Origin of the sequence: Pseudomonas sp. UBA3149, from assembly GCF_002364655.1 — a bacterium.
GTDB lineage: Bacteria > Pseudomonadota > Gammaproteobacteria > Pseudomonadales > Pseudomonadaceae > Chryseomonas > Chryseomonas luteola.
On the sequence record NZ_DEYV01000026.1, the window covers coordinates 272889 to 292331 of the forward strand.

The 19443-nt window shown below is 57.4% G+C and carries 18 protein-coding genes; 4 read left to right on the forward strand and 14 right to left on the reverse strand.

Annotated elements, in window-relative coordinates:
- Positions 1-15: 15 nt before the first annotated feature.
- From B3729_RS15795 to leuS, 5 genes are all read right to left on the reverse strand, one after another.
- On the reverse strand, positions 16-1323 hold the full coding sequence (locus B3729_RS15795; protein ID WP_286788343.1) for a lytic murein transglycosylase: 1308 nt from the start codon (positions 1321-1323) through the stop codon (positions 16-18).
- 88 nt (positions 1324-1411) lie between these two features.
- A complete protein-coding gene (gene arfA, locus B3729_RS15800; protein ID WP_074823016.1) occupies positions 1412-1570 on the reverse strand; it encodes an alternative ribosome rescue factor ArfA in 159 nt (52 codons plus the stop codon).
- A 50-nt stretch (positions 1571-1620) separates the two neighbouring features.
- The gene (holA, locus tag B3729_RS15805; RefSeq protein WP_074823486.1) at positions 1621-2679 is read right to left on the reverse strand and encodes a DNA polymerase III subunit delta; all 1059 of its coding nucleotides are present in this window, start codon (positions 2677-2679) and stop codon (positions 1621-1623) included.
- A 36-nt stretch (positions 2680-2715) separates the two neighbouring features.
- Positions 2716-3324 carry an LPS assembly lipoprotein LptE gene (lptE, locus tag B3729_RS15810; protein ID WP_010797106.1) on the reverse strand — a complete coding sequence of 203 codons (609 nt, stop codon included), beginning with the start codon at positions 3322-3324 and terminating at the stop codon, positions 2716-2718.
- Between the two features lie 23 nt (positions 3325-3347).
- Positions 3348-5954, reverse strand: coding sequence for a leucine--tRNA ligase (gene leuS / locus B3729_RS15815; protein ID WP_286788344.1), 2607 nt, complete (start codon positions 5952-5954; stop codon positions 3348-3350).
- A 193-nt stretch (positions 5955-6147) separates the two neighbouring features.
- Here leuS and B3729_RS15820 point away from each other — a divergent pair, with 193 nt between their 5' ends.
- Positions 6148-6513 (forward strand): hypothetical protein, encoded by a 366-nt coding sequence (locus tag B3729_RS15820; RefSeq protein ID WP_074823013.1) that lies wholly within the window; start codon positions 6148-6150, stop codon positions 6511-6513.
- Between the two features lie 106 nt (positions 6514-6619).
- A complete protein-coding gene (locus B3729_RS15825; protein WP_122043419.1) occupies positions 6620-7381 on the forward strand; it encodes a YdcF family protein in 762 nt (253 codons plus the stop codon).
- 42 nt (positions 7382-7423) lie between these two features.
- On the opposite strand, the gene lnt is transcribed toward B3729_RS15825, so the two are convergent.
- From lnt to miaB, 5 genes are all read right to left on the reverse strand, one after another.
- Complete coding sequence (lnt, locus tag B3729_RS15830) at positions 7424-8953, reverse strand: apolipoprotein N-acyltransferase (protein ID WP_286788345.1); 1530 nt, start codon at positions 8951-8953, stop codon at positions 7424-7426.
- Between the two features lie 129 nt (positions 8954-9082).
- A complete protein-coding gene (locus B3729_RS15835) occupies positions 9083-9922 on the reverse strand; it encodes an HlyC/CorC family transporter (protein WP_019364055.1) in 840 nt (279 codons plus the stop codon).
- 1 nt (position 9923) lies between these two features.
- Positions 9924-10388, reverse strand: a complete 465-nt coding sequence (gene ybeY / locus B3729_RS15840) for an rRNA maturation RNase YbeY (protein ID WP_286788346.1) — start codon at positions 10386-10388, stop codon at positions 9924-9926.
- Complete coding sequence (locus B3729_RS15845) at positions 10378-11385, reverse strand: PhoH family protein (RefSeq protein ID WP_125887212.1); 1008 nt, start codon at positions 11383-11385, stop codon at positions 10378-10380. Before B3729_RS15845 ends, ybeY begins: the two co-directional genes overlap by 11 nt.
- Before the next feature lie 88 nt (positions 11386-11473).
- On the reverse strand, positions 11474-12847 hold the full coding sequence (gene miaB, locus B3729_RS15850; protein ID WP_286788347.1) for a tRNA (N6-isopentenyl adenosine(37)-C2)-methylthiotransferase MiaB: 1374 nt from the start codon (positions 12845-12847) through the stop codon (positions 11474-11476).
- Positions 12848-12972: 125 nt separating this feature from the next.
- Here miaB and B3729_RS15855 point away from each other — a divergent pair, with 125 nt between their 5' ends.
- Entirely contained in the window at positions 12973-13293 is a 321-nt protein-coding gene (locus B3729_RS15855) for a DUF1820 family protein (RefSeq protein WP_010797115.1), read from the forward strand.
- A 48-nt stretch (positions 13294-13341) separates the two neighbouring features.
- On the opposite strand, the gene B3729_RS15860 is transcribed toward B3729_RS15855, so the two are convergent.
- The 4 genes from B3729_RS15860 to B3729_RS15875 form a co-directional block, all read right to left on the reverse strand.
- Entirely contained in the window at positions 13342-13884 is a 543-nt protein-coding gene (locus tag B3729_RS15860) for a tetratricopeptide repeat protein (protein ID WP_010797116.1), read from the reverse strand.
- Between the two features lie 224 nt (positions 13885-14108).
- A complete protein-coding gene (gene hemL / locus B3729_RS15865; RefSeq protein ID WP_010797117.1) occupies positions 14109-15395 on the reverse strand; it encodes a glutamate-1-semialdehyde 2,1-aminomutase in 1287 nt (428 codons plus the stop codon).
- A gap of 10 nt (positions 15396-15405) precedes the next feature.
- Positions 15406-16041: a thiamine phosphate synthase gene (gene thiE / locus B3729_RS15870; RefSeq protein WP_286788348.1), complete on the reverse strand. Its 636-nt coding sequence runs from the start codon at positions 16039-16041 to the stop codon at positions 15406-15408.
- Positions 16038-16835 carry a hydroxymethylpyrimidine/phosphomethylpyrimidine kinase gene (locus B3729_RS15875; RefSeq protein ID WP_026003714.1) on the reverse strand — a complete coding sequence of 266 codons (798 nt, stop codon included), beginning with the start codon at positions 16833-16835 and terminating at the stop codon, positions 16038-16040. Before B3729_RS15875 ends, thiE begins: the two co-directional genes overlap by 4 nt.
- Before the next feature lie 173 nt (positions 16836-17008).
- On the opposite strand from B3729_RS15875, the gene B3729_RS15880 reads away from it, so the two are divergent.
- Positions 17009-19408, forward strand: a complete 2400-nt coding sequence (locus tag B3729_RS15880) for a hybrid sensor histidine kinase/response regulator (protein ID WP_286788427.1) — start codon at positions 17009-17011, stop codon at positions 19406-19408.
- The last annotated feature ends 35 nt before the right edge of the window (positions 19409-19443 follow it).

The following is a 19443-nucleotide window of genomic DNA, read 5'->3' on the forward strand; positions in this document are numbered from 1 at the left end:
CTTTTTTATTGCCTGTCAGGAACGTAAACGAGCCAGCAGGGATGGGGTAGGGTAGCCGTCTGCTGGCCAGCCCAGCGTCTGCTGGAACGCTCGTATGGCTTTACGGGTATTGGCACCTATGATGCCGTCAGCAGCACCAGGCGTAAAACCTCGGTCTGCCAGGCGCTGCTGAAGTTCGACTCGCTCGCTGCGGCTGAGTGGAACGTCCTCAAGCGGCCAAGCTGCGCTGACTTTCCCGGCGCCCTTATAGCTATCCGATAGAAGTCCCACGGCTAGCGCATAGGATGATGAGTTGTTATATCGAAGAATGGTCCGGAAATTGTTGAAGACCAAAAAGGCTGGCCCTCGATGTCCCGCTGGAAGCAGTAGAGAAGCCTGCTCCATGGAGTACGCAGGGGAGAGGGGCGTCGTTGCGCCTTGAACACCCATGGCCTGCCAATCTGACAAGGGCTTGCGGATGTCCATGTCTGCTTGAGCATAATCGAAGCCCTGCGGCAGGCGAACTTCAAAACCCCATGGCTTTCCGTCCTGCCAACCGGAGGCTTTCAGATAGTTGGCCGTTGAGGCCAATGCATCAGCATTGGAGCCCCAGATATCCCGACGACCGTCACCATCAAAGTCGACGGCATGTTCATTGTAGGTCGTTGGAATGAACTGCGTTTGACCCATGGCACCAGCCCAGGAGCCAATCATGCGCTCAGGCGTAATATCGCCATTTTGGATGATGGTCAGTGCGGCCAGCAGTTGCGCCTGCGCGAAGGCGGGGCGTCGTCCCTCATAAGCCAGGGTTGCCAAAGAACGAATAACGCTCTTGGTGCCCATGTTGTTGCCATAGTTGCTTTCGATACCCCAGAAGGCCACAAGGCGTTCTGGCTCGATGCCGTAACGTGCCTCGAGTTGCGCCAGAAGGCTCGAATATTGGGTTAGTAGCTTCTGGCCGTTTGCAATGCGCTGCTGGGAAACTGCAGACGACAGGTATTCCCACACAGGACGGGTAAATTCGGGTTGGCTGCGGTCCGCTGCAATCACGGCATCGTCAGCAGTCACGCCTGCGAAAGCCTGATTGAAGGTTGCGGTAGTAATACCGACCGCTTGAGCGTCCTGCCGGAAGCGGTCTCGCCATTGCTCGAAGCTTTCCTGAGGAGCAGGCTCAGGCGTCGTACTGGCGGAGCGGCTTTGTGAGGCAGAGGTAGGTGCGTTCGTGGCCGTTTCGCTCTGCGTCTGTGTTTGTGCACAGGCAGCAATGACCCCTGTGATCAATGTCGCGAGAGTGCCTGCGATAAGGCTGCCGTGTTTCAGCCTGCGTTTTTTCCCGTGTTGCATGAATCTCCACCGGGTGCGTCAACAGACTCGTCACCATAACATGCCTGAATCGAGGCGTCTTCGTTTGGAGAAGGGAGTACGGATGGAATTATGCGGCTACCAATAAAAAAGCCTTCCCATCATCAGTTGGGAAGGCTTCACGGCGATAACTGCCTTTGCCTTTCTTGGGCTTTTCCTGTCGACAGCGAAATAGGGGCTGGGCAATGGTGGATTTGGCCTTGTTGGGCCTTCGCTGTTTTTTGGTCATGAGAGTACTCGGTCTGAATGCGCGGTTGCGCGAAGACCGGCATCTTACGATTATCGTGAGAATGTATCCAGAGCGGCAGAAGGCAAGGAGAAGCGTTGACCCGCCAACAGCAAGGTCAACTGGCGCAGGGTTGTCCAAGTATCACCCGGGGCCTGGCCCTTGATCTGCGCATCCACAAGCTGGGCATCCAGCAATAGGCGACTTAGTTTGGCCGTAGAGTGTCGTTGCAGGGCGCGGCTTATGAGTGGACGTCTTTTCTCCCAGACCGGGGGCTTTGCCTGCGCAAACGCGCGGTCAAGTGGTATACCCTGTTCCTGCTGTTGCGCAAGGTTGGCCAGTTGCCGCAGCTCTCGGGCCAGTGCCCACAGGATCACTGGCGGCTCGACACCCTCGCCGCGAAGACCCTCCAGAATACGTAACGCGTGATTGGCTTCCCCTGCCAGAACCGCATCGATAAGACCAAAAACGTCGAAGCGGGCACTATCACCAACGCTTGCCTGTACAGTGGCGACATCAATTTGGTTGCCTTCGGCCAAGAGCTTGAGTTTTTCAATTTCCTGGGCGGCTGCAAGCAGGTTGCCTTCTACCCGGACGGCAATCAGTTCGACCGCTTCCTGCGAGGCGGCCAGACCTGCCTGAGAAAGGCGTTGGCGGATCCATTGAGGCAGTTGATGAACATCGATGGGCCAGATCTGAATGAACTGAACGTCAGCATGTTCAATCAGGGCCTTGGCCCATTTGGTCTTTTGGGCGCTGCCATCCAGCTTGGGCAGGCTGATGAGCAGCAATGTATCTTCAGCAGGGCGCGATAGATAGCGTAGTAGCGCTTCGGCACCTTTATCACCAGGCTTGCCGTTTGGAATGCGTAATTCGATCAGACGCTTCTGGGCAAACAGAGACAGGCTTGCCCCTGCTTCGTAAAGCAGGCTCCAGTCAAAGTTATTTTCTACGTTGAACACCTGACGTTCATCAAACCCCTGGCTTTTCGCCGAGGCTCGAATGGCATCGGTTGCCTCCTGGCAAAGCAGGGGCTCGTCGCCGCTGACTATATAAATTGGCGCCAGCTGTCCTTGCAGGTGCTTGGCGAGTTGAGCAGGGTTCAGTTTCATAGGATAAAAATACGGGGCCATAAGGCCCCGTAGTCGTTAGCGGGTGGGTATTTCGATCGGAGATTGTTGTGGCGGCATGTTCTGCTGCGCTGCGCGTGCGGCCTCGGCCTCGGCACGCGCTCGTGCATCAGCCTCGCTTTGCAACTTGTCGAGCCGCTGGGGTGTAATGGTCTGCAGGCGCGAAGCCAGCTGGCGGACCAGTTCTGCACGCATTTCCCGACGGAGCTGCTGAGCCTGTTGCTCGGAGCCGATGATGTTGTTTTCATCCGTCACGTAGTAACGCTGCGTTTCCAGATCATCATGCAGCAGCACGGCATCGTTGCGGCCACGAATTTCATAGGGCAGCTTGGTCGTCAGCTCGATTTCAGCACTACGTGCGCCCGCGGTATAGCTCGCAGTGCGTTGCGTCTGCTGCTCACCTGCCAGGTACAACGTATAGGTTGCGCCCGGGTTGACGTTTACATGATTGCTTTCAAGCATGGTTCTTACCTGCTTGACCGTTTCACCGTAGCTGTCACGGGCGGAAAGACTCAGCTCACGCAGCGACAGTTCGGTGTCGCCTGTACCTCGCAGCTGAAAACCGCAAGCACTTAACAACACGGTCATTCCAATCGCTGCAAGGCAGGGAAAGCTCCGTTTCATCATGATCTTTTTCACTCCGTTCAGCCTCAATTGGCGACGATATTGACCAGCTTGCCAGGAACAACAATCACTTTGCGGATTGTCAGTCCCTCAGTAAAGCGCAGAACATTTTCGTTCGTACGGGCAGCAGCCTCGATGTCTTCACGGCTGGCTTGGGCTGCGACCTCAATGTGGCCACGCAACTTGCCGTTTACCTGAATCACGATCTGCAGGGTGTCCTGTACCAGGGCGCTTTCATCCACGCTTGGCCAGCGGGCATCGATAACGGCATCGGCATGCCCCAACTCATTCCACAATGCATGGCAGATATGGGGCGTAATCGGTGCCAGTAGCAACGCGACGGTTTCCAGACCTTCCTGCATTAACGCGCGGTCCTGCTCGGTGGCCTGCGGCGCTTTTTCCAGCACATTCATCAATGTCATCACAGCTGCAATGGCCGTGTTGAACTTGTGGTTCTGTCCAATATCCTGGCTGGCCTGCTTGATCGCAAGGTGAATGGCGCGACGGACTTCCTTCTGCTCGTTTGTCAACGTTGCCACATCCAGAGCAGAGGTAAGGCCCTGGCTGATATGCGCCTGGGCGAGACGCCAGACGCGACGCAGGAAGCGGCTACCGCCCTCAACGCCGGAGTCGGACCACTCGAGGCTCATGTCCGGAGGGGAGGCAAACATCATGAACAGTCGGCATGTGTCGGCGCCGTACTGATCGATCATGGCCTGCGGGTCCACTCCGTTGTTCTTTGATTTGGACATCTTTTCAGTGCCGCCGATTTCTACCGGCAGACCGTCTGTCTTCAGCTTGGCACCAATAACCTTGGCCTTGGCGTCACGCTCGACTTCCACGTCAGCCGGGTTGAACCAGTCCTTACCGCCTTTTTCATCCATGCGGTAATAGGTTTCAGCGACTACCATGCCCTGGGTCAGCAGGTTCTTGAACGGCTCATCGGAGGAGAGAAGCCCCTCGTCACGCATCAATTTATGGAAGAAGCGTGCATAGAGCAGGTGAAGAATCGCGTGCTCGATACCGCCAATATATTGGTCGACGGACAGCCAGTAGTTGGCAGCATCCTTATCGACCATACCGCCTTCAAACTTGGGCGATGCGTAGCGGGCGAAGTACCAGGACGACTCGACAAACGTGTCCATGGTGTCGGTTTCGCGCTTGGCAGCTCTGCCGCATTTGGGGCAGGAGCACTCGTAGAACTCCGGCATTTTGGCCAGAGGAGAGCCTGCACCGTCTGGAATCACATCTTCTGGCAGAACGACCGGCAGTTGATCTTCCGGAACGGGAACATCACCACAGCTATTGCAGTGGATGATCGGGATCGGGCATCCCCAGTAACGCTGACGGCTGATGCCCCAGTCGCGCAGGCGGAATTGAGTGCGCGGCTCGCCCAGACCTTTGGTCTGCAAGGTCGCAGCGATGGCTTCAAACGCCGCATTGAAGTCAAGGCCGTCATATTCGCCGGAGTTGATCAGCGTGCCGTGCTCGCCATAGGCAGCCTGCCAGGGAGCAGAGGTCTCGTCACCTGCGCTGGTACGTACGACCGGCTTGATAGGCAGATTGTATTTGGTCGCGAATTCAAAATCGCGCTCGTCGTGTGCCGGAACGGCCATGACCGCGCCTTCACCGTAATGCATCAGGACGTAGTTGGCGACCCATACCGGCAATTTTTCACCCGTTAACGGATGCTCGACGAACAAGGGCGTCGGCATGCCTTTCTTTTCCTGGGTGGCGATGTCGGCTTCTGCCACGCCGCCACGCTTGCATTCGTCAATGAAAGCCTGCAGCTCGGGATTGTTCTGCGCTGCCTGGGTAGCCAGCGGATGCTCGGCCGCGACAGCCACATAAGTGGCACCCATCAGGGTGTCGGCGCGCGTTGTGAAGACCTTGAGTGCGCCGGCATGACCAATGGAGGCCTGGTCATAGGGGAACTGAACTTCCATGCCACGGGACTTGCCGATCCAGTTGCGCTGCATGGTCTTGACCTGCTCGGGCCAGCCGGGCAGATCATCCAGAGACGCCAGCAGTTCTTCCGCATAATCGGTGATGCGGAAGTAGTACATCGGAATCTCACGCTTTTCGATCAGCGCGCCTGAGCGCCAACCGCGACCGTCGATGACCTGCTCGTTCGCCAGTACGGTCTGGTCGACCGGGTCCCAGTTTACGGTGCCGTTCTTGCGGTAGATGATGCCCTTCTCGAAGAGACGCGTGAAAAGCCACTGTTCCCAGCGATAATAGTCGGGCTTGCAGGTTGTAACTTCGCGCGACCAGTCAATAGCAAGGCCCAGGCTCTTGAGCTGGTTCTTCATGTATTCGATGTTTTCATACGTCCACTTGGCAGGGGCGACGTTATTTTTCATCGCGGCGTTTTCCGCCGGCATACCGAAGGCATCCCAACCCATGGGTTGCAGGACATTCTTGCCCTGCATGCGGTGATAGCGGGCAATCACATCACCGATGGTGTAGTTGCGGACGTGCCCCATGTGCAGCTTGCCGCTTGGGTAGGGGAACATGGACAAGCAGTAGTACTTCTCCTTTCCCGGCTGCTCCGTCACAGAGAAGGCATTGTTCTGTTCCCACCAGGATTGGGCGGCGGCTTCTATCTCACGGGGTTGGTAATGTTCGTGCATGGCGTGATCTGCGGCTACGAAAAGCAATTAGATAAGCCGGTAAGCATACATGAACCGTCTCCACGCAAGGAACCTTTAGCCAGAAAGCGTTTTATTTCATAAAAGTGAAATTCGTCATTTTATCGGCTCGCGGTTTCGCCAATCGCGCACTACGCTTGGGTAACAGCAGGATAGGACTTTCCGGAGGCTATCTATGAGTCATGACACAGCGCAGCGCCTGGCGAGACTTCCGCTGGAGCGTTTGCAACGGCGTCTGGAGCGTGCTCTGGACGAGGCTGCCACGGCGGAGCGTTTGCACCGCAGGGCGCAGCAGGAGATAGAAATTTCCGGCCTTCATCAGGAGGATCTGGACATCATCAGGGCGTGGCTGGTCAGAAATGATCAATGGGTTCATGCCTGTCAGGAGCTGATTTATCCGAGGCCTTCCCGTCTGGGAAAGTCGTCAGTGGCAGTGCGCTGCCTGCGTTGCGGGCTGCAAGTTAACGCTGGACAACAAATCGAGCGGTGCCCCCTGTGCATGACTCACAAGGTCTGCAGCACGGATACTTGCGCTATCTGACTTCGCTTCGAATGCCTGCACCTCGGTAATCCGCTTCCTACGCGTTATTATCACGTCTCGTTTTTCCAGCTAGACCAGGGATGTGCCTGACGTCATGGATGTCTCGATGTTGATTCGCTACGTTTGCAAGCAGCTGTTGATGCCGCCAGGCCTGTTTTTGTTGCTGTTATGGGCCGGTATCGTGCTTCGCAAGCGTTGGCCCCGAATTTCGGTTGCCTGCCTGATCATGGGCGCAGGTGGTTTCTGGCTGATCAGTCTGCCGATTGCGGTTGAATGGGAGGCGCGCCTGATCGAGCGTGATCCGCCTCTGGCTCAGGCTGATTGGTCGTCTCTGGCTCAGCAGGCAGATGCCATTGTTATCCTGGGTGCTTCCCGGGAGCGTAACGATCCGGCGTGGGAAGGCGATGTCTCCAGCGCGATGGGCATTGAACGTGTTCGCTATGCGGCACGTATCGCCAAGGTCTCTCAGCTGCCGATTCTTATTTCTGGAGGCTCACCTTTGTCTTCGCCTCCCAGCGAAGCGGAATTGATGACCGAGGTCATGGAAAAAGACCTGGGCGTATCGGTGCGGTGGCAGGAGAAAGACAGCCGTACCACGTGGGAAAATGCGACGCTCAGTGCGGCTATTCTCAAACCAGCAGGTGTTAAGCGAATCGTGCTGGTTACCCAGGCGTTTCATATGGCGCGTGCCCGGTGGTGCTTCGAGCGCCAGGGGTTCGAGGTGATCGCTGCGCCAATGGGATTCATGAGCACGCCTAACGGCAAGCCGCTGGGAGGATGGATGCCCGAGGCCAAGGCAATTGCCCAGAGCATGATTCTGATGAACGAAGCGATAGGGCTCATAGCCTATCCGCTGGCCTACCGCTGAAGAAGGGCAGGCCAGTCATATCTGGCCTGCCACTGTCTTCCATTAGACGATAGGACGGGAGCGCTCAAGGCCTCTACGAGCCAGCGCCCAAAGCGTCAGCAGGCCACACAGAATGGCCAGCGGCCAGAGGCGCCAGGTCAGGTAGGGTGTAGCTCCCTTCATCGGTACGACCGACCCGTGCAGCGTAGCCAACTGGAATGATGGGATCTGGGTGGTGATGCGGCCAAAGGGGTCAATCAGGGCCGTGACACCATTGTTGGTGCCCCGGATCATCCAGCGACCACTTTCCAATGCACGCATCCGGGCCATTTGCAGATGCTGCTGAGGACCGAATGATTTACCGAACCATGTGTCGTTACTTACCGTCAGCAGAAGATCGCTACGGGTGGCCATGTCTGCCACGAATTCCGGATAGACCACTTCATAGCAGATGAACGGGGCGATCTGGTATCCCTTGGCTGTTAATAACGGCTGCCCTTCTGGGCCCGGGACGAAATCGGACATCGGTAGGTTGAAGAAGGTGATCAGTCCGCGCAGCTGCTCCTGCAAGGGAACATACTCGCCAAACGGCACCAGCTTCTGTTTGTAATACGTGTTTGTATTGTCGCCATTGACCGTTAGCGCGTTATAAAAACGATCCTGGCCCTTGTCGTCACGCTCACGTACCGGAATGCCCGTGATAAGCGTTGCGCCGCGCTGGTTGGCGATAGCCGTAACGTCTTGTAAATAGCCGTCAGCATATTCCTTGAGCACTGGAATGGCATTTTCCGGCCAGACAATCAGGTCGGTCTTGCCTTCCCGAATAGTCATCTGGCGATACAGGGCCAGCGTATCCTGCACATGGCCCGGATCCCACTTGAGTTCCTGGGCAATATTGCCTTGCATGGCGGCTACCTTGAGCGGCTCGCCGGCTGGCTGAGTCCAGACTTGTCCTTTGAAGGCAATGGCGCCGAACCAGGGTGCAATCAGCAGGACGATACCTGCAACCAGGCTGACGGGTCTGCGAATCAGCCAGGGAATATTGACGAGCAGAGCGGCGATCAACGCCACGCTGAATGACAGAAGCCAGACGCCACCCACTGGAGCAAGGCTGGCCAGCGGGCCATCCATTTGGCTATAGCCTGCAAACAGCCAGGGAAAGCCGGTCAGGAACCAGCTGCGGAACAGTTCCAGGCCAAACCAAAGCGCTGCAAAGGCCAGGGCGTCACTGGCGGGTGCATGATTGCGGCGCAAACAAAGCACCCATAACCAGGCTGGCAGCGCGAAAAACAGGGCAATACCGGCACAGAACCCAAACGTGAGACCCGCCGCCAATGGCATGGATGCCGCACCGTAGTCGTGGATGCTGACATATACCCAGCTCGTACCCGCCAGAAAGGCCCCCAGGCCATAGCACCAGCCTCGCAGAAAGGCCCATCCGGCGCGCAATTCGCGCAGCGAAAGATAGAAGAAGGCGATCGATACTATTTCCAGCGGCCAGAAGTTGAACGGCGCCAGTGCGAGGGGCGTTAGCGCGCCGGCAACCAGTGCCAGCAAATTGCCTTTCCAGCCGGGGGTAATCATCCAGCGCATCGGAAATCCTTGGTCTATGCAGCGGTGCGCAAGCTTAATGGATGCCAGGTGCTGCTAGCTACTAAGAGAGGTATATACGGGGCTATTCAGCGGCTTGCCTGCTCAGGCGAGCAGACAGGCCGTTACAGCTTAGCGCTCGGTGAGCGGAGTCATGCGCAGCAGATGGATGCGACGACCGTCTGCGTTGAGTACACGAAAGCGGAAGTCGTCGATGACCACTTCCTCGTTTCGGCGAGGAAGATGACCGAAGGCGCTCATGACAAGACCGCCCACTGTATCTACATCCTGATCGGGGTACTCTGTGTCGAAGAAATCATTGATGGCCTGGACAGGTGTCAGCGCCTTGACGATGAAGTCCCCGCTGGGAAGCGGTTTGATGAAGCTCTCTTCCTCGACATCGTGCTCGTCTTCAATGTCACCCACGATCTGCTCAAGCACGTCCTCAATGGTGACAAGGCCTGCCACACCACCATACTCATCCACCACAATGGCCATATGGTTGTGCGTGGTACGAAACTCACGCAGAAGCACATTAAGCCGCTTGGATTCTGGAACAAAGGTGGCCGGGCGCAAAATAGTCTTAAGATCGAAGGCCTGGTCCCCGTGAATGATCAGGGGCAGCAGATCCTTGGCGAGCAGGACGCCGAGGATATCGTCAGGCGTCTCGCCAATGACCGGATAGCGGGAGTGAGCGGCCTCGATAACGGCCGGCAGAAACTCTTGGGGCGTCTGGTGGGCCTTGACGCTAATGATCTGTGAGCGCGGCACCATAATGTCGCGTACTTGCAGGTCGGCAACAGAGATAGCGCCCTCGACAATGGATAAGGCTTCACTGTCGAGCACCTTGTTTTCGTGAGCCTCACGGAGCAGCTCCAGGAGTTCCTGGCGGCTCTTGGGCTCGTGGGCAAAAGCCTGGACAATCCGTTCCAGCCAGGACCTGTGCCCGTTACTCGATCGATCTTCGTTCATGTCAGTTTTGTTCGTCGCCATATGGGTCGGGATGACCTAGTTCTGCCAGCAATTCTCGTTCCAGGCTTTCCATTTCTTCCGCTTCTTCGTCTTCGATATGGTCATAGCCAAGCAGGTGCAGGCAGCCATGAATAACCATATGAGCCCAATGGGCCTTGAGAAGCTTACCCTGCTCGGCAGCCTCGCGCGCGATGACTGGTGCGCAGATGATGACGTCACCCAGCAGCGGAATATCCAGCAGCTCGTCGGGTACATCGGCCGGGAAAGTAAGTACGTTGGTGGTATAGTCCTTGTGTCGGTAGGTGCGATTGAGTTCGCGACCTTCCGGCTCATCCACCAGGCGGATGGTCAGTTCTGAATCAGCGGTGCGCTGGCGGAGGGCGACCTCACACCAGCGACGTAACTCAGGTTCCTCAGGTAGATCGGGCGCTTCGCTGGCGATTTGTACATCAAGCTCAATCGTCATTCGTGTTTTCCCGCGACTGACGTTTGTCAGTCTGCTGTTGTTCGAAGCGATCATAAGCTTCGACAATGCGCTGTACCAGAGGATGACGTACCACGTCCTTTGCCAGAAAGTGCGTAAATCCAATGCCCGGCACGTCTTTCAGGACGTTGATGACATGGGCCAGACCTGAGCGCGTGCCGCGGGGCAGGTCGACCTGGGTGATATCGCCGGTGATGACGGCTGTAGAGCCGAAGCCGATACGTGTCAGGAACATTTTCATCTGCTCGACGGTAGTGTTCTGGCTCTCGTCAAGAATGATGAAGCTGTTGTTGAGTGTTCGACCCCGCATGTAAGCCAGTGGCGCCACTTCGATAACCTGCCGTTCGATCAGTTTGGCTACGGTCTCAAAGCCAAGCATCTCGTACAGGGCGTCATACAAAGGACGCAGGTACGGGTCGATCTTTTGAGCCAGATCACCCGGTAGGAAGCCGAGCTTCTCGCCCGCTTCAACCGCGGGGCGAACCAGCAGGATACGGCGGATCTGCTCTCGTTCGAGAGCATCGACGGCACAGGCTACGGCGAGGTAGGTCTTGCCGGTGCCCGCCGGGCCAATGCCAAAGTTGATGTCATGGTCGAGGATCGACTTGACATACCGCTGCTGATTGGCACCGCGAGGACGAATCATGCCTTTGCGGGTGCGCAGCGAGACATTCAGATCGCTCTGAGGCTCGGAAAGCCCCTCAAGGCCGGACTCCTGCAGAAACAGATGAACCATGTCAGGCGTCAGGTCATCTTCGGTCTTGGTCTCGCGATACAAACGTCGCAGCAGATTTTCAGCCGACTGGATACGCTCCGGCGGGCCGACCAGTTCGAACTGGTTGCCGCGGTTGCGGATTTCGATATCGAGCCGTTTTTCGATCTGCCGAAGGTTTTCGTCGAGCTGGCCGCAAAGCTTGGCAAAGCGTTGAGCATCAAACGGTTCGAGAGTAAAGCGCCGAGGTTCTTGAGGTGTATTCAAGGAAGGAATAATCGCCCTATAGCTGATGATGTTTACTTGAAGAGTAATCGGTTGTGCGCACTTGGCAAAGTGCGCACTCTACCAATAGTCAGACAGTGACTATGGCACCGGAAGTTGCATGCGGCTGTGCAATTTCTGCTAGAAGGGTGCCTCGCAGGGAGTGGGGCAGTGCGTCATCAATATGAACCTGGACGAACTGGCCAATCAGCAAGGCATTGCTAGAGCGGAAATTGACGATGCGGTTGTTTTCCGTACGACCCTGGAGCATGCCTGGGTCCTTCTTGGAAAAGTCGCTGACCAGGATGGTCTGGACCGTGCCAACCATGCGACGACTGATCTCGAAGCCCTGCTGGTTGATGCGGGCTTGCAGGATCTGCAGACGCTGTTTCTTGACCTCTTCCGGGGTATCGTCCACCAGATCCGCTGCCGGTGTGCCGGGGCGTGCGCTGTAGACGAAGGAGTAGGAGAAGTCGAAGCCGACGTCCTCGATCAGCTTCATGGTCTGCTCGAAGTCCTTCTCGGTTTCGCCCGGAAAGCCAACAATGAAGTCAGAGCTGATGCAAATATCAGGAACCGCCGCCTTGAGTTTGCGAATACGTGATTTGTACTCGATGGCCATGTGATTGCGCTTCATGGCTGCCAGGATTCGGTCAGAACCCGACTGCACCGGCAGATGCACGAATTTGGCCAGCTCCGGGATCTCGGCGTGTGCCTGGATCAGGGCGTCGGAAAACTCCAGCGGATGCGAGGTGGTGTAGCGAATCCGGTCGATACCATCAACGGCCGCCACTACGCGCAGCAGCTCGGCAAAGTCGGCGATCCGGCCATCGTGGGTCAGGCCGCGATAGCCATTGACGTTCTGTCCGAGCAGAGTGACTTCGCGAACGCCGTTCTCGGCCAGGTGAATCACTTCGGCCAGGACGTCATCAAAAGGCCGACTGACCTCTTCACCACGGGTATAGGGCACGACGCAGAACGTGCAGTACTTGCTGCAGCCTTCCATGATCGAGACGAATGCGCTGGGACCATCGACACGAGGTTCGGGCAGGCGATCGAATTTCTCGATTTCCGGGAAGGAAATGTCGATCTGTGGCACGCGAGTAGCACGGGCCGCGTCGATCATTTCGGGCAGGCGATGCAGCGTCTGAGGGCCGAACACTACGTCCACGTAGGGCGCACGATCACGAATCGCGGCGCCTTCCTGGCTGGCCACACAGCCGCCCACGCCGATTACCAGCTCGGGGTTCTGTAACTTCAGTTCGCGCCAGCGGCCCAGTTGTGAAAAGACCTTTTCCTGAGCCTTTTCACGAATGGAGCAGGTATTGAGCAGGATCACATCGGCTTCGGCCGGATTTGCGGTCAGCTCCAGCGCCTGATGCTCACCGAGGAGGTCGACCATGCGGGACGAGTCATACTCGTTCATCTGGCAGCCGTGAGTTTCGATGAAAAGCTTCTTGGTCATGCGCGCTTCGTCGGGGAAAAAATTGAGGACCGCATATTATAAGGATGAGAGTCCTTGCTTCCTAGCACTGATCGTCTCCTCACTGCTATTATCCGTCCCCGTTTTCATTCCTGTTACCCATCATCATGAGCAAACCAGCGATCTATAAGGTGATTTTTCATAACCAGGGACAGGTTTACGAGATGTATGCCAAGCAGATCTATCAAAGTGATCTGTGGGGCTTTCTCGAAGTCGAGGAATTCGTCTTTGGCGAGCGTACACAAGTCGTCGTAGACCCCAGTGAAGAAAAACTGAAGTCCCAGTTCGAAGGCGTTATCCGCAGCTTCGTTCCCTTGCACTCGGTCATCCGGATCGACGAAGTGGAGCGTCTTGGCCAGGCCAAGATCAGCGAAGCCAAGGGCGGAACGAACGTCATGCCATTTCCGGTACCAATGCCGGAGAAATAATGCCGCAAAACGCAGCCGTCATACCATGCGGCTGCGTCTACCGGTTTGTCAGGGAAGTGGCGCGAAAGGATTTCCGGTGCCTGCCGTCTGCAAATCCTGCAGGTAGTCCCTGAAAATCTGACCCAGCACCTGGGTTGCAATTTCCAGCTCATCCCTTCTCATCTGCTCAGCTACCAGATCCGCGGTGTCCATGGCGTCTTCCGAGCCGTTGATGGCAGCCATCTTGAGTACGATATAGGCCTGCACGGTATTGGCCTGAACACCTTCGCCACGGAAAAACATGGTGCCCAATCGGTACTGCGCATCAGCATGGCCCTTCAGCGAAGCCTGCTCGAACCAGATACGAGCCTGATTCAAATCCTTTGGGGTCTGTTTGCCATCGTAGTAAAAGCTGCCTAGCTCATATTGCGCCTGCGCATCACCGGCGCGGGCAGTCTGCTGGCACTTGGAGAGGGCTTGCGGAAGCTCTTCCGGGGCTGCATTGAGGTTGCAGCGGCTGGTGCTGGGAATGAGCAGGGAATTACCGCCCGCAAAGGCGAGCAGCGGGAACAGAAGCAAGCTGGTAATGATGAAACGGCCGGCGCGGTGCATGGAACGCCTCCAGGATCGAGGCAGGTTTTTCTGGAAACCCGACCGGCGAAACGCGCCGGCTCGCACATTATGAGTGAAGCCGATACCACCTTACAAAAAATTTACGCAGTTACGATGAACTTTTTTTGTAATTGCCTGATATCGGCTGTTTCAAACTGAGAGGCTCATTGCAAACGATGGTTCCGCTCCGTTTGCCTACAAGCGAAACCATCGATAGGCGGTACTCAATTTTTCAGCGCGGCAAAGGCACGTTCGGCTGCCTTGAACGTGATGTCGAGTTCCGCTTCGCCATGTGCAATGGAGGTGAAGCCGGCTTCGAAAGCGCTGGGTGCGAGATAGACGCCGCCTTCCAGCATCAGATGGAAGAAGCGCTTGAAGCGCTCGACGTCGCTGGCCATAACGTCATCGAAGGTCACGATGTCGTCTGCCGTGCTGAAATAAAGGCCGAACATGCCGCCTGCCTGGGTGGTGACGAACGGAACGCCGGCTGCCTGGGCACGTTCGCGCAACCCGATCAGCAGACGGGTTGTCAGAGCGGTCAGCTCGTCGTGGAAGCCGGGACGGCTGATGAGCTTAAGCGTCGTCAGGCCAGCTGCCATGGCGAGTGGGTTACCGGACAGCGTGCCGGCCTGATAGACCGGGCCAAGCGGTGCAATCTTTTCCATGATGGCGCGCTTACCGCCAAAGCACCCGACAGGCATGCCTCCACCCACGATCTTGCCAAAGGTGGTGAGATCCGGTGTGATTTCGTAATGAGCCTGGGCACCACCCAAGGCAACGCGGAAGCCAGTCATGACCTCGTCAAAAATCAGCACCACGCCATGTTCATCGCACAGGGTACGCAAGCCTTGCAGGAAGCCGGGGGCAGGCGGTACGCAGTTCATGTTGCCGGCCACGGGCTCGACAATGATACAGGCGATATCCGCGCCTACTTTCTGCAGGGTTTCCTTGACGGCGTCCAGGTCGTTGTAGGGCAGGGTCAGGGTGTGCTGGGCAAACGCAGCGGGTACGCCAGGAGAGCTGGGAACGCCCAGGGTGAGGGCACCAGAGCCCGCTTTTACCAGAAGACTGTCCGAATGGCCGTGATAGCACCCTTCAAACTTGATGATGGTGTCGCGACCGGTATATCCACGTGCCAGGCGAATGGCGCTCATGGTAGCTTCGGTGCCTGAGCTGACCATGCGCACCATTTCCATGGAGGGCACCAGCTGGCAGATCAGATTGGCCATTTCGGTTTCCATGGCAGTTGGTGCGCCATAGGACAAACCATGTTCAAGCTGGCGGCGCACAGCATCCAGTACGTCGGGATGACTATGCCCCAGAATCATCGGGCCCCAGGAGCCTACATAGTCAACGTAACGCTTGTCGTCTTCGTCGATGACATAGGCGCCTGCGGCATGCTTGAAGAAAAGGGGCGTGCCGCCCACACTTTTGAAGGCGCGAACTGGGGAGTTGACGCCACCTGGAATATGCTTCTGGGCATCGGCGAACAGTGTTTCGGAGCGTGACATGGCGAATTCTCTACGAAATGGGGTTGAACAGTGCACTGAATGCCCGGGCGCGGCGCTCTACCTCTTCGGCAGAGGGCGCGGAAAACAATGCATGAATGACGGCGATCAGACTGGCTCCACGCTCGATCAATAAGGGGGCATTATCGAGGGTAACGCCTCCAATGGCGCACACCGGCACGGTGAAGCGGCGTTGCGCCTCGATCAGCAATTCAGGCGTGGCCGCCGGTGCGTCGGGTTTTGTGTTTGAGTTGAAGAAACGACCAAAGGCGATGTAGCTGGCGCCTTCCAGGACAGCGCGTTCCGCCAGGGCCAGCTGGGCATGGCAGGTACCTCCTAGAATTGCCGCCTGACCTAACTGTTGGCGTGCTTCGGCGAGGGATCCATCTTCCTGCCCCAGATGCAGGCCCACACCCAATTGGAGTGCAAGCTCAAGGTCGTCATTGATGATGAGGTCTGCGCCGTGGCGTCTACACAGCTCGGACAGTGCCTGAGCTTCGTCCCGACGGCGGACCTGGTCGCTGGATTTGTCCCGATATTGAATCAGGCGAGCACCGCCCTTCAATGCGGCTTCCACATAGGGGAGAAGCTTGTCGTCGGCCAGGAGCTGGCTGTCGGTAATGGCGTACAGACCACGCAGTGGAGTCATGAGCAGAAGTCCAGTGGCAGGCGACGGGGAATATACTGGCCGCGGCCGGGACGCTCGGCATCACGCAGGGTGCGCCAGGTGTAGTCCAGAGCTGAGCGAACTGCGCTGGGCAGGGCTTCTCCCAAAGCCAGCCGACCGGCCAGTGCGCTGGCCAGCGTGCAGCCCGAACCGTGATAGCTACCGGGAAGGCGCTGGCAGATAAAGGTTTCCTGATGCCCGTCACGGGTGTACAGGCGATTGTGCACTTCCTGCTCGTCACCATGACCGCCGGTGATGAGCAAATGCTCGCAGTAGGGGAGAAGTTTGTCGGCACACGCGTCTGCCGTCCCTTCCGGCAGCTCGGCCAGGATGCGGGCCTCGGGGAGGTTAGGCGTGACAATCGTTGCGCGCGGCAACAGCCGCTCGCGGATGGCATAACCCACCTCATCCTTGCCAAGGGCTCCACCACCACCGGCGCGTAGCACCGGGTCGCACACCAGTGGCAACTGTGGATGATCCGCGAGGATATCCAGTACTGTTTCAACCATTTCGATAGAACCAAGCATGCCCAGCTTGACGGCTGCGACAGGAAGATCCGTCAGCACGGCGTTGGCCTGGGCCATCACCCAGGCACGGTCCAGTACACGAAAGTCGGACACGTTGATCGTATCCTGAACGGTCAGCGCGGTGACGGCGGGTGCCGCATGGCAGCCTTGGGCGATCAGGGCTTCGATGTCTGCCTGCAGACCAGCGCCGCCGCTGGGGTCATGACCGGAAAGGCAAAGGACGACGGGACGAGCGTTGTGTGTATTCATGGCAAAAAGCTTATCACTAAACAGGCTGAACAAAGGCTCCGGTCGGCAGTGTAGCTGCTGGGCCGGCCTGTGATAGAGTGCCGCACCTAACTCAATGCTTGAAGGGATGCGTCGCACGAGAGGGCAGTTTGTGCATGATGCTGCCTGCGGGCTTTTCTGGCGAAGCCTTTTATATGCGCAACTGGTTCTTTTTCATTCTGCTCGCATGGCCCTGGTGGGTACAGGCCGTTGAGTTCGATGAGTCGATCGAACGATTGTCCCTCGGACAGTCGATTGAGGTATTCGAGGATGTTCGTGGCACATCGACTATCGAAGACATCACATCACCGGCATTAAGTGGCAGCTTTATCCGGCATGGCGAAGATGTTTTTGGGGCCGGCTATTCACGCTCGGCCTACTGGATTCGCCTGGACCTTGCGTATCGACCCAAGACCGGCATTGGGCCCAAGAGCTGGCTGCTCGAACTCTCCTACCCACCACTCGACCGCTATGATATCTACGCACCCGATGCGCAAGGTGTGTACCGATTGGCCCAGCGCATGGGGGATACACTGCCGTTCAGCAGTCGTCTGATTCGGCACAGCAGCTATCTGTATCCGCTGTCGTTTGCACCGGGAGAGACCAAGCGGCTGTATCTGCGGGTTGAAAGTCAGGGGTCCGTTCAGGCCCCGCTGGTGCTCTGGACCACCAGGGCGTTTATCGAGGCCGAGCCGGCACGTGTTTATCTGCTAGGTATCATCTACGGTGTTCTGCTGGTGATGATGCTCTACAACCTGCTCATTTTCCTCAGCGTTCGCGATCCCAGTTATCTGTATCACATCTTTTATGTCGGCTCGTTCGGCTGCTATCTGCTGTCGATCAACGGGACCGGCTCCGAGTACCTGTGGCCGGACGGTCCTCGCTGGGCCAACATCGCAACGCCATTCTTTGTCGGCATGGCAGGTATCTTTGGTAGCCAGTTCACCCGACATTTCCTGCAGACCCGCCAGTACAGTCGTCGAATCGACCTCTGCATGAAGGGCCTGATCCTACTGGCCTGCCTGTGCGTCCTGACGTCACTGACCTGTGACTACGCGACGGCGATGCGGTTGGCTACGCTCCTGGCACTGATCTTTATCTTTGTCGTGTTCACGGCCGGTATCCGGGCCTGGTTCGATGGTATGCGTACCGCGCGTTACTTCATCATCGCATGGTCGATTTTCCTGCTTGGCGGGCTGGCCAATATTCTGATGGTAGCCGGTCTGTTGCCTTATAACTTCCTCACGGTCTATGCGAGCCAGATTGGCTCGGCGCTTGAGGTAGCCTTGCTTTCGTTGGCTCTGGCTGACCGGATCAATGCCATGCGCGAGGAACGGGCGCGGATTCTCGAAGAGTCTCGCCGTGCACTGGAGCGGTTGAACGAAGAGCTGGCCAACAGTAATCGCTTGAAGGATGAGTTTCTGGCTACCGTGACCCATGAGTTGCGAACGCCCATGAACGGCGTTATCGGCTCGCTGGAACTGATCCAGACGCAGCCCATGACGGTGGAGCTGGAGCAGTACCACCAGTCCGCCAGCGAGTCCGCGCGAGCAATGATGCGCATGGTGGATGACATCCTGACCCTCACCGAGCTGCGTGCCGGCAAGCAGGTAGCTCGGCGGGTGCCGTTCAGTCTGCATGGACTCTTTGACAGTTTGCGTGCGCGCTATACCCCGAGTGCCGAGGCCAAGCGTCTGGCATTCCAGGTGGAGATCGACCCGGCATTGCCCGATACCCTGGAAGGTGACGCACCAAAGCTGGCCAGAGCCTTGGGGCATCTGATCGAAAACGCCATTAAGTTCACGCATGAAGGATCGGTAACGGTACGCGTACAGGCGCATCCGGATGCGCAGGCAGATGCTTATCGCCAGCCGCTGCTGATTGAGGTGGTCGATACGGGTATCGGGTTTACACCGGAGCAGAGCGAGCAGCTCTATCAGCGCTTCCATCAGCTCGATGGTTCCCTGACGCGCCGCTATGGCGGATTGGGAATTGGCCTGGCCCTGTGTCGCAAGCTGATCCATCTCCTGGGGGGAACGCTCAGCCATTCCTCACAGGTGGGGGCTGGAAGTCGCTTTCGCATGGCTATTACCTTGCCGCTACCGGGGCGTGTGGCGCTGCCGGCACCTGCGCGCCGCGCCTGTGTGCTGACGACACGGCAGCCCGCCAATTGCACGGTTCTGATCGTGGAGAGCAATGCTCATGACGAGATGATCCTGCGTGGCATGCTGCTCCGGCTGGGCTATCAGGTGCGGACTGCCGATTCCGGCTCTCAGGCGCTCGAACTTCTGGATCAGGTAACGGTGGATGCCGTCCTGCTCGATTGCCAGATGCCGGTCATGGATGGGTTTGCCATCTGTCGGGCCATTCGAGCATTGCCCGATTGCGAGGAGTTGCCGGTGCTGGCGTTGTCATCCCATCCACACCATGGTGATCGGGAACGTTGCCTAGCGGCCGGGATGAGCGATTACCTGGCCAAGCCGGTCAGGCTGGGTGAACTGCAAACTCTTCTACAGGATTGGCTGCTCTGTCAGGCTCCGGTTCAGACGTCATAGAGGGCTATACTGGGCAGCTACTTATGTTCAGGTAT